14 protein-coding genes are annotated in these 14,765 nt (G+C 36.2%); 9 read left to right on the top strand and 5 right to left on the bottom strand.

Annotated elements, in window-relative coordinates:
- Positions 1 to 36: 36 nt before the first annotated feature.
- The 5 genes from G626_RS0107240 (at position 37) to G626_RS0107220 (ending at position 6,473) form a co-directional block, all read left to right on the top strand.
- Positions 37 to 1,521 (top strand): hypothetical protein, encoded by a 1,485-nt coding sequence (locus G626_RS0107240; RefSeq protein WP_022932122.1) that lies wholly within the window; start codon positions 37 to 39, stop codon positions 1,519 to 1,521.
- Between the two features lie 78 nt (positions 1,522 to 1,599).
- On the top strand, positions 1,600 to 1,983 hold the full coding sequence (locus G626_RS15755) for a DUF2493 domain-containing protein (RefSeq protein ID WP_022932121.1): 384 nt from the start codon (positions 1,600 to 1,602) through the stop codon (positions 1,981 to 1,983).
- Between the two features lie 143 nt (positions 1,984 to 2,126).
- Positions 2,127 to 4,298 carry an ATP-binding protein gene (locus G626_RS17385; RefSeq protein ID WP_022932120.1) on the top strand — a complete coding sequence of 724 codons (2,172 nt, stop codon included), beginning with the start codon at positions 2,127 to 2,129 and terminating at the stop codon, positions 4,296 to 4,298.
- 149 nt (positions 4,299 to 4,447) lie between these two features.
- Positions 4,448 to 4,897, top strand: a complete 450-nt coding sequence (locus G626_RS0107225; protein WP_022932119.1) for a flavodoxin family protein — start codon at positions 4,448 to 4,450, stop codon at positions 4,895 to 4,897.
- Between the two features lie 136 nt (positions 4,898 to 5,033).
- Complete coding sequence (locus G626_RS0107220; RefSeq protein WP_022932118.1) at positions 5,034 to 6,473, top strand: AAA family ATPase; 1,440 nt, start codon at positions 5,034 to 5,036, stop codon at positions 6,471 to 6,473.
- Between the two features lie 105 nt (positions 6,474 to 6,578).
- On the opposite strand, the gene G626_RS0107215 is transcribed toward G626_RS0107220, so the two are convergent.
- The 5 genes from G626_RS0107215 to G626_RS18045 form a co-directional block, all read right to left on the bottom strand.
- Positions 6,579 to 7,028, bottom strand: a complete 450-nt coding sequence (locus G626_RS0107215; protein ID WP_231365109.1) for a DUF4143 domain-containing protein — start codon at positions 7,026 to 7,028, stop codon at positions 6,579 to 6,581.
- A gap of 162 nt (positions 7,029 to 7,190) precedes the next feature.
- Positions 7,191 to 8,156: a hypothetical protein gene (locus G626_RS0107210; RefSeq protein ID WP_022932116.1), complete on the bottom strand. Its 966-nt coding sequence runs from the start codon at positions 8,154 to 8,156 to the stop codon at positions 7,191 to 7,193.
- 15 nt (positions 8,157 to 8,171) lie between these two features.
- Positions 8,172 to 8,474, bottom strand: coding sequence for a helix-turn-helix domain-containing protein (locus G626_RS15745; protein WP_022932115.1), 303 nt, complete (start codon positions 8,472 to 8,474; stop codon positions 8,172 to 8,174).
- A gap of 295 nt (positions 8,475 to 8,769) precedes the next feature.
- A complete protein-coding gene (locus G626_RS0107200; RefSeq protein WP_022932114.1) occupies positions 8,770 to 9,657 on the bottom strand; it encodes a hypothetical protein in 888 nt (295 codons plus the stop codon).
- A 1-nt stretch (position 9,658) separates the two neighbouring features.
- On the bottom strand, positions 9,659 to 9,832 hold the full coding sequence (locus tag G626_RS18045; RefSeq protein ID WP_022932113.1) for a hypothetical protein: 174 nt from the start codon (positions 9,830 to 9,832) through the stop codon (positions 9,659 to 9,661).
- Positions 9,833 to 9,858: 26 nt separating this feature from the next.
- Between G626_RS18045 and G626_RS17380 the strand changes: the two genes are divergently transcribed.
- The 4 genes from G626_RS17380 to G626_RS0107175 all read left to right on the top strand — a co-directional run bounded on the left by G626_RS17380 (position 9,859) and on the right by G626_RS0107175 (position 14,756).
- Positions 9,859 to 12,012 (top strand): ATP-binding protein, encoded by a 2,154-nt coding sequence (locus tag G626_RS17380; protein ID WP_022932112.1) that lies wholly within the window; start codon positions 9,859 to 9,861, stop codon positions 12,010 to 12,012.
- Between the two features lie 23 nt (positions 12,013 to 12,035).
- Positions 12,036 to 13,478, top strand: a complete 1,443-nt coding sequence (locus G626_RS0107185) for an AAA family ATPase (RefSeq protein WP_022932111.1) — start codon at positions 12,036 to 12,038, stop codon at positions 13,476 to 13,478.
- 84 nt (positions 13,479 to 13,562) lie between these two features.
- The gene (locus G626_RS0107180; protein WP_022932110.1) at positions 13,563 to 14,543 is read left to right on the top strand and encodes a helix-turn-helix transcriptional regulator; all 981 of its coding nucleotides are present in this window, start codon (positions 13,563 to 13,565) and stop codon (positions 14,541 to 14,543) included.
- Between the two features lie 3 nt (positions 14,544 to 14,546).
- The gene (locus tag G626_RS0107175) at positions 14,547 to 14,756 is read left to right on the top strand and encodes a hypothetical protein (RefSeq protein ID WP_022932109.1); all 210 of its coding nucleotides are present in this window, start codon (positions 14,547 to 14,549) and stop codon (positions 14,754 to 14,756) included.
- Positions 14,757 to 14,765 lie beyond the last annotated feature (9 nt).

Here is a 14,765-nt window from a genome sequence, read left to right as displayed (position 1 = left end):
TTGCCGGGGCGTTGTACTGGCTAAAAGGAGATTATTATGAATATTCAAGCAATGAAAAGAGCATATAGGAATTATCATTTTTGGCGTGATGAAGAAAAGCCTGAAGTTGAATTGAAAAAAGCAATTAAAGACTTAGACAAAGATTTCTGGGAATCTCAAAATGAAAGTTTTCTAGAAAAGCAGAAGGATAAAATTGTGGACACAAATATTACTTCAGAAGCTGCTGTTCTTAAAATACGTAAAGAAATAAGAGAGATTGCACATTCGAATAATTTGGTATGTTCTTTTCTGTCTCAAGGCGACTATTATTATATCTCTATAAAACCAAGTCAGATTAATGTGGAAATTGGGAAAGATACAGGAAGTATCGCAGTATCACAACTTCATTTTCATACAAAGCAATTTTTCTATTATGAATGGCAATCTGCATTAGAATGGATTCAAGATTATCTGGCGATTGATACAGCAAGTCTTATAGAGAAGAAACGTACTCTGAGAAAAAAGATTTTTGTTAATTACAGAAATGGTGAAATTGCAGCTGCGTCTATAAAGTCTTTATGTGAATTACAAGCTAAGAAATCTGGATTGAAATGTACAGTTGATTCATCCTGTTTAAGCACTTTCATTCAATTCTATAAAGAGGATAAGAACTCCGAAATAGAAAAAGGTGTTATGGCATCAAATGATGCAGAAAGTTTTTACCGCGATTTACCGCAGAATCCCAATGGGAAACGTGGCAATATAATTGTATTAGCTCAACTTCGTATTTATCACAAAGCTTTTATAGAAGATCCATCATTCTTTATGGAGTTTATAAAAAATCCTTATAAGATCAAGATTGAAAGTAAAGTTGAATGCAAGACGTTTCAAAGTATTACAAAAACTCCAAAAGAAATTCTCGTAGGTGATGACAACAGCAATATGTGTCTTTCTTGTGCTATTGGAATTTTGAATAATGTTTCGGAAGATTATAAAACAGAATTTGAAACCTCATGTAAAAGGGGTGGCCTTGCTTTTGAAGAAATTCACACAAAAGAGAATAATATTATTTATTGTTTTATGAATCTGACATTAGAAGATGCAGAATATTTTTTTGGAACACGTAAAATTAAGACTTTTATTTATATTCAAAAGCAGTATTCAATGGATAAAGATTTATTTTTCCTGGATATTAAACTGCTAAAATGGAATGCAAAGAACAAAGCTTTTGAACCAAGCGTTCAACAAAAACCTAGAATAAATGATCCAACTTCTCTGCAGTCATTTTTTAAGATATATAATCCTGATTTACAGTTTCAATATTCTTTCACAGATCTTTCAAAGCGTTTCTTTCAAAAATATTCATGGAAGACTCCATCAAAATTAAATGAAGAAGCCTATGTATATTTGGTGAATGCTCACAAATATTCAGGCTCAGCCAGAATGCGTTATCGCTGCCGTATGTATCACAAACCACAGACATGGGAATTAGAAAACGGTTTGCGAAATCAATATTACGAAATGTGGAAAAAAGAGAATTAAATTTTTCCAATTCTCACTAAATGATATTTCCTTCTTTTAATATTTTATTGAAAACAGATTTTAGAAGGAGTGGTATTTATGGAAGAACAGACAAATAACAAAACACCGTTCAAACTTATGATAAGTGGATCACGCAGTATCAGGAACCTGAAAATAATTTTTGATGAACTGGAGAAGATCTACGCAGCACATCCAGATCTCATTCTCATTTCCGGTGGCGCAAAAGGTGTGGATTCAATTGCAGAAGAGTGGGGCAGATTCCGTAAACTTCCAATAGAACAGCATAAGCCAGACTGGGCAAAATATGGCAAGGGAGCCGGAATTGTACGCAACAAAGAAATGGTTCTTGCTGCAGATTATGTTCTTATCTTTTGGGATGGAGAATCGGAAGGTACAAAATCAGTTATTGATTTTTGTGAGAAGCAGGGGAAGGAATATTTGTTAAAAAAAATAGATAACTAAATTCCAACTATACGCCGCTAAGCGGCGTTTAGCGATAGGAAATTTATATAAAACTGCGCTCTCGCGCAGGACGCTATCACTAAATGATATTCCGCTTGTGTATATTTAAGCTGTAAGAGAAAAGCAGAAGAGGAGAATGAATTATGATGAGACACAACAAAGACACTATTTTGGGAAAGATTATTTACCTCACAGAAACCCTGGAAGGCAGCAAGCTGGAAGAAGAAGCTCTTAATAAGACAAAAACAGAGTTGGCCGCAATTTGTGAATACCTTGGAACCGATGAGATTACAGCTATATTTTTCTCGGTGATTTTTGTTTTGCAGAATCAGAGAGAGCAGCCTGTGAGTCTGCACGACATCGCAGAGTTTCTCGATTATTCATTCTTATACATCCTTGAATACCGCAAGAACATCAGCAGCCTCGAAGAGATGGGCCTCATTTCTATGATGAATAAGAAGAACGTAAGTCCACATCCGGAAAACAACGGCTACCAGATAAACGGAACCGTTATGAATAATGTGATTGATGGAGAGCCAATCTTAAAATTGGAAAGGGGTGATGAGACCACCGAAAGAGTCCTTGGCGAAATTCAGGAAGTTCAAAATTATTACATGGAAGGCGGCGTTATGGATTATTTCGAATACAAACGCCAGATTCTCACTCTTGAAAAAAAATATGGAAGAAATAAGTTCATTCAAAATGCCTTAAAGCAATTCTCAAACGATTTTGATTCTCGCAGCTTTCTATATTATTTCAGTGTTGCATTGATCAATGGAGCAGAGGCCTGTGCACCACATAGAAGATACGGATATTGCGAAACAGAAGCTTTTATGCTTCTTGCGCCTGGCAAACGTATTTCCAGAAAGAAGGGAATGACAATTGATCGAAATGATGTTTTGATCATAAATGACTATATTAAAGCTGCATACCTCGAAACAGATGAGTATTTCCATGGCAAAAAGCTCTTGAACAGATCTTTCAAATTAACAGCAAATGGAATCAAAAAGTTATTTGGTCCTGAAGCCAAGCTTTATCTGGATGAAACAAAAAGTGAAACAGAACTCGATAAAACGATTACAGCTCTGTCGATGCTCTCAGATATTTATGAAAGCACCGGAACATCGAAGAATCGCAAACTTGAACAACTCAGAAAAGAGGAAGAAGAAAATCAGGAACTATCTTTCTTTAAGAATATTCAGAGTGCAATCAAAAATGCTAATAACAGATTCTTTTTATACGACTGTACAAATGACTTTTTATCAGGACACAAATCCAGCCTTTGCAGTACCTTGAATGATCTTTATAGTCATGATGACAGATATTTCTCACAGCTTCGCATGTTCCTGGATGAAAAGCATCCGCTTCTTACACAGGGCTTTCTGGAAATAGAAAAGAACGACGTTATTGAGCAGACAGAAATTGGGCTAGGGGACAAGACCATTGATTTACTCTATGGAAATAATGCTGACTTATATAAGAAGACATCTGCCTCAAAGAATGTCATTATGCCCGATAAACTAAAGGAAAAGACTCTTTTTTATTCAGATGAAGTGCAGCAGCAGATAGATATGCTTACAGAAAGCTTTGATCAAAAGAAACTTGAATCAATGCAGGCACGTTTGGAGCAGAAGGCTCTTCCAAAAGGAATTGCAGTTTTGCTCTATGGAGCTCCGGGAACAGGTAAAACAGAAACCGTATATCAGCTTGCAAAAAAGACAAACAGAAAAGTTCTGCATGTAGATATTTCTGAAGCTAAATCTATGTGGTTTGGAGAGAGCGAGAAACGCATTAAAAAGATTTTTACAGATTATACCAGACTTTGCCACGAGTGCAAAAAACACAAGGAGAATACTCCAATTCTACTTTTCAACGAGGCCGATGCCCTTATTTCTAAACGAAAAGATGTAAGCGCTGGAAACTGTGCACAGACAGAAAACGCAATTCAGAACATTCTTCTGGAAGAGTTAGAAAAGCTGGAAGGTATTATGATTGCAACAACAAACCTCTGTGAGAACATGGATGCAGCCTTTGAACGCCGCTTTTTGTTCAAGATTAAATACGATAAGCCAAGCCTCGCTGCACGTACAAATATCTGGCTCAGTAAACTGCCGGAACTCAAAAATCATGATGCAGAACGTCTTGCAGGTCAGTTTGATTTTTCAGGTGGAGAAATAGACAATATTGTACGCAAATGCCAGATGAATGAAATTATAAAAGGGGAGAAACCTTGTTATGATGAACTGGTAAAAATGTGTAATACCGAACGCCTGGAAAGCCGCCAGGAACACAGGATGGGCTTTTGCGGTGCCTAGATTTGATTAAATAGATAAAAGAGGGTAATATACAGGAAATAACGAGGGATTTGGTAGACAGAATCGCAAGAATAGTGAAAATTTTATTAGAAAAATTGCGAAAGTGTCTACTTTTCTATACTTTATATAATAAAAAGGGAGGTTTTTCTATGAAAACAGCAATAGTTTATGCCAGCGTACACCATAAGAACACCGAAAAGCTTGTGAAAGCAATAGCAGAAAAGCATCCCGAAGTCGAGCTGATAGACGCTGCAAAAACAATCCTTAAAAACCTGGCATCTTATGATCTGATAGGCTTTGCATCCGGAATCTTCTACAGCAAGTTTCACAAGGCCTTGTTGAGCTTTATTACAGATAATCTTCCAGCTCATAAGAAAACCTTTGTAATCTATACCTGCGGTTCTGATCGTTCAGCAGCTTATCTTAAGGAAATCAAAGACCTGATTCAGTCTAAGGATTCTACACTTGTAGCTACATACTCATGTCTGGCCTATGATACCTTTGGCCCATTCAAGCTGATTGGCGGATTAAACAAAGGCCGCCCGAACGAAGATGATATCCAGAAGGCAGTAGATTTCTACGAGAAGATTTGTAGATAACTCAATAATATGAATAAAACTGAATAAAAAAATACTTTTTATATGAACTTTAATATTTTGGGTCTAAATCTTAAAAAAAATGCAGATAAAGACCTAAAATAATTTACTTTTACTAATAATATGGTATAATATTATTATGTTAGAAAATATAATTGCTCGAAAGAAAGAATGTGAAACACTCCAAGAAAGTTTAGAATCCAAAACTTCTCAACTTATTATAGTATATGGAAGAAGAAGGGTTGGAAAAACATTTCTTATAAATCAATTCTTTGATGATAATTTTTCGTTTAAGGTTACAGGTATATTTGATAAACCAAAGGAAATTCAGCTAGAAGCTTTTACGAAAGCTCTCAATTTTTATTTTAATTTAAATATCAAAGTACAAACAAGCTGGTTTGATGCTTTTGATATATTGAAAAGATCTCTTACAGAACAAAAAAATATATCAAAGAAATCTGTTCTTTTTTTTGATGAACTTCCATGGTTAGATACACAGAAATCTGATTTTTTACCGGCTTTTGAATGGTTCTGGAATGATTGGGGCTGTGCACAGAATCATTTATTATGTATTGTATGCGGTTCCGCGACATCTTGGATGGTTGATAATATTGATCATAATAAAGGCGGGTTATTCAACAGGCAGAATAGCAGGATTTACCTTGAACCGTTTAATCTAAATGAAACAAGAGAGTTCCTCTTAACCAAGAATATAGATTGGTCTCCTTATGATATAGCCGAATGTTATATGGTTATGGGTGGAATACCTTTTTATCTTAATCTTCTTAAACCAAAGTTCTCTGTGAGCCAGAATATTGACAATATCTTCTTTAAGAAAAAAGGGGAATTATGGGATGAGTTTGAACACTTATATCATACTCTTTTTTCGAACAGTGAAGCTTATATAAAAGTAGTTGAGCTGTTATCAACGAAGCGAATCGGATATTCAAGACAAGAAATATCAGAAAAAACAAAACTCGCAGCAAACGGTAAACTTTCAAGAATACTTGATAATCTTGTATACTCTGGATTTGTACGTTCATATCCATTTTATGGAAATAAGAAAAAGCAGACATTATTCCAACTTTGTGATTACTATACATTATTTTATTTTAAGTTCTTACGTGAAAACGCCGGACACGATGAAAACTTCTGGGCAAATTCCTATGATAATTCTTCAACAAATGCCTGGAGAGGATTTACCTTTGAACAGATGTGTAAGGATCATATCCAGCAGATTAAAAAGAAATTAGGTATTTCTGGAGTTCTTTCAAATGAATCTGCATGGTTTGTAAAAGCAGATGAAGAAAATGATGGAGCTCAAATTGACATGCTGATAGATCGAAGAGATCATGTTGTAAATATTTGCGAAATGAAGTTCTCACAGGATGAGTTTACTATTGATAAGGATTACGAGCAAAATCTTCGTAGAAAAATTAGTCGCTTTATAGACGTTTCTGGTACAAAGAAAACAATTCAGCTTACATTTGTTACTACATATGGTGTTAAAAAGAACATGTACAGCAGTCGTGTTACAAATCAGGTTGTCTTAAATGATTTGTTCAAAGAACTCGATTAGCACAAAATTATTATATGATATTAGACACTACATATAGCGTATCATAAATAATCTCACGCTATATGTAGTGTCTATAATAGAGATTCTGTCTACCAATCTATTATTCTACCATTCTACATCTGCTAAATAACGTTTTAACAAGAATGCACAGAAATATGGGAAGGTATGAATATTGTTTTCAAATCCAACATTTCCATGGATCAATTTAATTCCAGTCGTAATATCAGGATATGAATCGCTCTTAATAAGTGTAACAAGCGATTTTGCACGTCCATTTGTAGATTTTACTTCTACCGGCACCAGAGACTTTTTAGTTCGGACAAAGAAATCCTGTTCAAGGGTCGAATTGTTTTTTTTATAATAAAACAGTCCATATCCCTGCTTACAGAGAGCTTCTGCAATTACATTTTCGTATAAAGCACCCTTGTAAACATTCATATTCTTATTGGCACGAAGATCTTCCTGGGCTTCTTCATCAAGATTTGCAACTAAAAGGCCTGTATCGCGGAAATAAACCTTATATTTATCATCCTCTTTCCTAAAACATGAGCGAATTTTTGCAATATTTCACTATTTTATGAGCGAATTATTCCCTGCAAAACACTATTTTATGAGGGAATAATTCTCACCTTACTGCCCTATTATGAGGAAATCACTCCGCCTTCAACTTCAGCTTCTTTATTCTGAACTTCTTCTGGTGCTGATTACATTTTAGCATCAATCAACTTTCCCAGCCAGTTCCTCTTGCAGCATATTTGCTACAAGATTCATATAAACAAACATAAAAATAGAAAGTTGTTCAAAATAATGGAGATACGTGAAGTTTTTTAGATTCTGATTTTTCACTATATTTTTCTGTATTTTTGTAAAAAGACTTTTATCATAATGTTTAATAAAAGAGCTGTTCTCTTTCATGTAGTACTCATAAAGTTTCTTTTCTAGTTCACTACCAAAATCTGTCTTTTTGGGAAGAGTAGACAAAGGTTGTGTTTCAATGGTATAGACAGACCAGGGATTTTTCAAAAATTCTTGCTGCTCAAAATACAAAGCAGTGACTGTATCAAATTTTCGCCCCAGACAAATCTGTCCTTCGAGTCCAAGCAAAAGATCACCCCAAAAACCAAAATATGACTCTGCTTCATCATAAGCAGTACAACGACATGCATCATATTGGACTTGGACAGAATCGAATCCATTTTCTCTAAACAGATATTTTAAGCGAGCTTGTAAAACTGCAGGCGGATACAGCAAACTCTTTGACCAATTATTCATCGTTGCTTCGGCTTCAAGTTCCTTTATGGCTTCAATTAAAAACAGAATCTTCTTTACCCCGGAAGCAAGGCCATCAAACAAAATTGCAGTGCCTCCTGAATACATAAAGCCGTTTACAATTTCTATCTTAGGATCTATTAAAAAAGCTTCAGGATTAGCATATTTGAGCTTGTCTTCATTATTTGGGACTGGCTTAATTTTTGATTTTGACAGTCCCAGATTTTTGAGACACCAGTCAATTATTTCCTGCTTGCTTTCGGGCTTCTTCTTGTTATACTTTGCAAGAACTTTTACATCCCAGTTTATGCTTTTTGTAAAGTCTGAAACTCCTTCAAAAAACTCTTTTGAGCCGGCAAGCCATTGCAACTTATGATCAACGAGAACACCTTCTAATGAAAAATATATGGTCATAAAAATCTCTCTTAATTATCGGATTTGGAATTCATCAGGCACATCATATACAGCTTCATTTTCACGCAGATCAACGGCAATAAGCTCGTCTACTGTAGTATTAAGAAAATGAGCAAGTTTTACAAGATTATCTATGCTTGGTAAATCTTTTCCTGCACGCCAGTTATAAATAGCCTGAGGCTGTTCAAAACCAAAAAGATTTTGAAGGTCTTTAATCTTAAGATTACTGGCCTTGATATAATTGGAAATATTATTTGCTGTTTCTGATGGAAGAATTACTGGATTTAAAAAATGCTTAGAATCAAAAGTCTGTTTCATACAATACCTCTGGAGTTTTGATTTAGGCATAGCAACGCCACACCTTCTGCATTCAAACTGAATGCAAAAATAAAAGAAATTAATCTTTTCAAAACTCCGTATTGCCACCACGGACTTATATCTAAACTAGATATGGCATGAAAGCAACTTGTGCTAACATCTTCAGAATAGACTATGTCATGCCATATGTCAATAATTATTTTTAAATTAAAGCGCAACTTGAATTTTTGTAACTTGGTTTGTGAAACCAGAGCCCCAGTTCTAAGAACGAGGCCCTGGCAGATTACACACTCCCCTATCGTTCTTCAATTACAATATCTGAAACTTTATAATCATTTCCAAAATCAGAATAGGATACAGAACGGATTACACCATTAATGTTCACAGCCGTGTCTTCTTTCAAATCAATATAGGAATCGTTGTTGCTCAAAACTGAGAAAAAATATGCCTTTAAGTTCTTATCAAAGAAAGAGAACTTAAGCTCGTAAGCAAAGCCCGGTGTTTTACTTTCATCAATTCCCCAGAAATAATATTTTCCAGAGATTGGGAAACCTTCAATAGGATGCTCGTTATACCATTTCTTTGACTTCAGTTTATTAGCCGCAGTTCGAGCTACATCACAATAATATGGCAGGTTTGTAAGCATACTTGTATCTGCTGCTGCAAAGTCTTCTTCAGAAGTTTTTGTACAAAGCTCGATGAGTGAATCTACATACCACTGTGCAAGCTTGTCAAAATACTTTGCACTCATATCGCGAATGTCTCCAACAGAAGAACCATCTGGATTACAGGCATAGGTCTTGTACTTTTCGATTTTTACAAGAAAGCCATTTTCTGATTTTGAAATTGCGGCCCAGGATTCTTCGCAGGAATGTCCAATTGCAATCTTAGAAATCACCTTCATATGGATTTTGTAAACATCATTTAAAAGGTCAATTGACTGAATATCCGGCAGAATTGCCTTCACTTTTGTGTCACTTGCATCCGGCTTAATGTCGAGAAGAAGTCTTACTCCACCACGAAGAGTCTTTCCTTCTGGGATTGTTCCCTCTACTCCCTTGATTTCTGTTTTATCCAGACTATTAGAAAGCTTCTCGATATTTCCGAGAAGACTATTTGATTTTGCAAAAAGACTGCTTGCAAGAACAGCACACGAAATTGTAATTAAAATGATTTTTTTCATATCATCCTCCAGGGATTTTTTTTATTTCCAGCAACTGCTGAGTTGGCCCTAGTGTAAGAGCTTTTCTCTGCTTTGTAATTAAAGCGTTGCTTGAAAATGACGTTTTTAAAGTCTGGCTTGATTCAAGTCTTGCTTTAATTACAAACTCCAAAACCTGCATTATTGTTTGAAGCATAGATTTTGAAGAAGCGAGGTGATGAAATGGAAGTTAGTAATTCATACAGTGGTCTTATGAAAAAAGAAACAGATAATGCTTGTCTCAATTTTCAGGATAAAGCTTTATCATCCTACATTTACATTAAAAACTATCAGCAGATTAACCTTGAAAAAAAAGAACTGGCAAAGGACTTTATTATAGGAGTTCTAGATCACGACTCAATAATTGCCTTGAGCGATATTTATCTTTCAGTTCTAAAAACTTCTGAGCATGAAAAATATGAAGGCTTAAAGCATGGTGATGGTTTTGATCTGGATGAGGTAGTTACTTCTTTAAGTAAGGATCTTGAAGAGGACTATCAGAAATATGGAATTATCCTTTACCTTTTAGACAAGAAAAATGAAAAAGAATATCCGGATACAAATCCCTTAAAAGCAATTCTTGATAAAGAATATTTTAAGGATTTCTTTAATGGACTTGAACTGTCTTACTCTGAACGAGTTCTCTTTGTCCTGGCTATTGCAAATGAAGAATGGGGCTGGCTTTTTCCCGAGTATAAGAATGATGAATATAAAGCTCACCTTTTCTGTCATATTTGCGAGATAAATAAAAAGGATGAGCTTGCCTATTCCCGAAAGATTAATAGTTTGCTTATTCAGCTGGGACTTTTTTCTGCTCCCTGGAAAATCAGCAGCTATGTTTATTCATATTTTATGAATGAAAATCCGGCCTTCATTTGCTGGATGGTTCTACCTCCAAAGTGTTGTGATATTTATGATTACAAAGAAACTGGCAGATTAAATCAGAAAGAGCTGGAAATAATGCGAAAGCTGAAAGGCTTTATGGTTATCTGCAGTGACAGTGATTACAGAAACGAATACTTTTTAGCTGATTATTATCACGATTGCTTTGATGGGATTTATGAGTTTACACAGATGTATAAGGGTACAAGCAAAGCTGAACTGGAGTTTTATATTTATGTGCTTTCATTAGAGATTAATCATCATGCTCTTTTTATTAATAAAGACTTATGTAAACTCCTGCTGCAGGAGGAATCAGAAAATCCGCTTGCACAAATTTTTCATAAAAAACAGAGCTACTCTTCCATCTTAGAAAATGTCAAATGTCCGGTGATTCTTTCTATGGAAAACTTTACGGAGAAAGACAGGGAGCACTTCCTTGAGAATGGAATTGATGTTCTCTATACCATGCAGTTGAAGCTGCCGGAAAAGCAAAACTATGCAGAACGTTTTGGAGTATTTTATCTGCAGGAGGAGCTTCCTGTAAATCTCCTGGTTGATGTTGCCCTGGAATGTGATTCGCTTGCAATACCGCCAGATCAGTGGAGTGCCGTTTCTAAGCTTCTTAAGTCTGTTCAAAAGCTCACTAAGGAAGAAGCCCTTGAGCTTCTCAGAAATAAATTCAGTAACGGCAACAAGAACGATAGGCTTCGTAAAAATTCCCACTACTGCCTTGAGGCGCTTAATACTTCGGAACCTATAAACGAAGTCACGGATGCCCTTAAAAATGCAGATGAATATCAGCATGGCCAGTACGATGAGGAAAGTGGAATTAAGATTCTTCTGTACGGTATTTCTGGTGGTGGAAAAACAGCATACGCAGAAGAAGTGTCTAAAAAAATGAATAAGCCGTTGAAAATAGTACGTCCTTCAGAGGTCCTGAGCAAATGGGTTGGAGAGACGGAACAGAATATCTCAAGACTTTTTAAGGAGGCAGCAAAAGAGCATTCAATTCTTCTTGTAGATGAAGCAGATTCTTTCCTTCATAACAGAGGAGATTCTGTAAATCATTTTGAAGACTCAAAGGTAAACTCCTTTCTCATTGAGATTGAGCGATATCCTGGAATCCTTTTTTGCAGCACTAACCTACCAGACATTCTGGATAAGGCTGTGGACCGCCGTTTCAACTTTAAGGTTGGCTTTAAGGCTCTTACAAAAGAAGGCGTTAGCCTCTTATGTAAAAGTTATTTTTCTTCCTTCGAGCTTGATGAAAATCAGGTTTCGAAAATCTATAACTCAGGAGAAGTAACACCCGGAGACTTTGCTGCCTTAAACGGAAAGCTGCGCTTCCTTGCTCCAGAAAAACGTAATTCGGTTTATATCACCGAAGAGCTTTGTAAAATTGTTCGCGATAAAAAGCGAAGTTATGAATCAAATAAAATTGGCTTTGGAAACTAAAATCCAGGCAGAGGAGAAATGATATGGAATATAAGACAGAAGTACAAAGAAGACTGGCAGAGGTACTTGATGAACTCAACATCAAGGCTAACTATTATAACAAAGATGGAGTTTTTTCCATTGAAGAAGGAACCTTTATTATTTATGAAGATGAAACTTTAATCCCAAATTCGAAGACTGCAGAGCAAGCCCCTCACAATATGATAAGAATCTTTGAGGATGGTACTCTTAAATTTATGGATAACTCTGATGTTTCCTTAAAGTACTGCAAAGCTTGTAAGAAGTTTTCTTTTGGTAAAAAGGTAAAAAGAGGTGAAGATAGCTGTCCATTCTGCAACGGAAAGTCTATAAGATACCTTTCAAATAATTCAAAGATACCAGGCTGGTTTGGAAAAGAAGATGCAGAAGAATCTCTTATTAATGAGCACGAAGCTGAGCTTCATCTGGCAAATTGTTATACAAGAGAAGATGAGGTAAGGGCTAATATAGAGAAGCTTCAAGGAAAGGTTTGTTATATAACAGTAAGCTCAGAGAAAAAAGAGCAGTTAATCCAATTAAAAAATAAATATCCAAATATGTCAGAGGTAATTGATTACCTTGTACAGTGTTTTGAGGCCTCTCGTTTAAGAAAGTACAAAGAGTTGGTCTTTCGTCCTATAGTATTAGTTGGTGGGCCTGGCTGTGGTAAAACCAGCTTTGTAACAGAGCTTTGTATGATATTGCTTGGCCATAAGGCTGTCAAAATCGATTTGGGAAATGGCATGCCTCACTTTGCCGTTACAGGAAGTGATCCTAGCTATAACCATGCAAAACATGGGCTTCTCATAGAAGCAATGTTTAAGAACGAGGAGCATGGTCCCTTAAAGAATCCTATAATTCATTTTGATGAGCTTGATAAGATTCATCAAGATGAAGATTATAGTATTGAGACGGTATTCTATTCCATTCTTGAAAAAAATACAGCTCGCCGTTTCTTTGATAATTTCATTGGAATAAATGTTGATGCTTCTGGGGTAAATTATATTTTTACTGCAAATACGCTTGAAAATGTCCCTGCACCAATCATAAACCGATTAAGAGTTTTTCAGATTCCAGATTATACTCATGACCAGCTTAAGGCTTGCGTAATAGATAGCTTTTATCAGAACTGGCTTGTATACAACAATATGGAAAAGGAGTTTTTGCCTGCAGTATTATCAGAGGAAATCAAGGAAGAAATCCTTTCGGAATCTAACGATGATCCTCGTAATATTGAAGATGCCATAAACCTGGTTTTTAATAGGACCATGAGAAAGGACGAAAAGACTGGCCATGTAATTGCCCTTTTTTCTCCAAAGGAATATTTCATGGGCTGGCAGCATTTCTGTGGTAAGAAGGAAATCTCAAAGAAGTCCTGGAAGCTACCTAAGAGCTTCTTGTCGGTAACTTATCCAAATGTTGAAAAGCTTGCACTCTTCGTAGATTAAAAGAACACGCCTGAGTTTGATTTTACAAGTGATTTTGAATAATTATCAAAGATTTTCTTAATTTGTGTGCTATAATAATCAATTATGAAAAACAAACAAAGAGAAAGTCACGTAAAATCACTCAGGCTCCTGCAGCTGGAAAAAGCAATTCAAAATCTGACATACCCGAGCGTTGAACGTCTTATGAAGGAGCTCGAAGTTTCAAGACGAACCATTCTTCGCGACATCGATGAGCTCAAGCTTTATTACAATGCTCCAATTGAATATGACCGTTTACGCAAGGGCTATTACTTTACTGACGAAACCTTCTTTGTGCGCAACGTTCTTGTGAGCGAAGGTGAAGTTGTGGCTATGGCTGGCATTCTTCCCCTACTCGAGCGCTATGACAATACACCACTCAAGGAAACTATCACAAAAGTTTACGACACAATTTCTCAGATACTTCCAAATCAGGTCCAGGTGCAGACTTCCCTGCTCAACGAAGTTCAGTTTATATCTGACCCGATTCCAAATATCGACAGTGATGTTTTCCATAAGATTTTCGAAGCTATCAAACAACACAAAACCATCAGCTTTGGCTACCGTTCTATCAGCAGTACCGAGCATACACCCCACTCGCTTGATCCCTACAAGATATACTGTCAGAAAGGCGACTGGTATGCTATCGGCTTCTGCCATAAACACAATAAATACAGCACCTACAATCTTTCACGCATGAAGAATATTGTGCTTTGCGATGCTTTTACTCCTGATCCCGATTACGAAAAAAAGGTTCACATCGACCCATACTTTGGAATCTGGAACAACGAAAACGAAGCTATCAAAATCGAACTGCTTTTTGATAAATCAATTAATACCTATATCCTCGAACGCACCTGGCACAAAAATCAGGTTTGCCGCCAGAACGAGGATGGAAGTGTCTATCTCAGATTCGAGTCAAATCAGTTCCAGGAATCCCTTTACTGGATTCTCCGCTTCGGCTCTGCAGTCCAGATTCTGAATCCGCCAGAGCTAAAGGAAGCCTACAAAGCCGAACTCAAAAAGATGTTGAAAAACGTGCAGTAAACTATGGAACAAAAACCCGGCTGGACCTACAAGTTTGTCGAATCTCTCAACATGCAGATTGCAATCAACAATTTCACCGGCATTATGTACACCGAAGACAAAGTCAAATACTCCCTGGAAGAGCAGCGCCTCCTGCAAAAAATAGACTTTGAACTCCCCCTACCCGTTCATATTGTGAAGAAGGTGTTTGAGGGAACGATTGTGTCACTTTAAAAATAAATG

The organism is Treponema bryantii NK4A124, assembly GCF_000421345.1.
Classification (GTDB): domain Bacteria; phylum Spirochaetota; class Spirochaetia; order Treponematales; family Treponemataceae; genus Treponema_D; species Treponema_D bryantii_B.
Note: the sequence above shows the minus strand (reverse complement) of the source record. Positions and strands in the feature narration are given on the sequence as shown.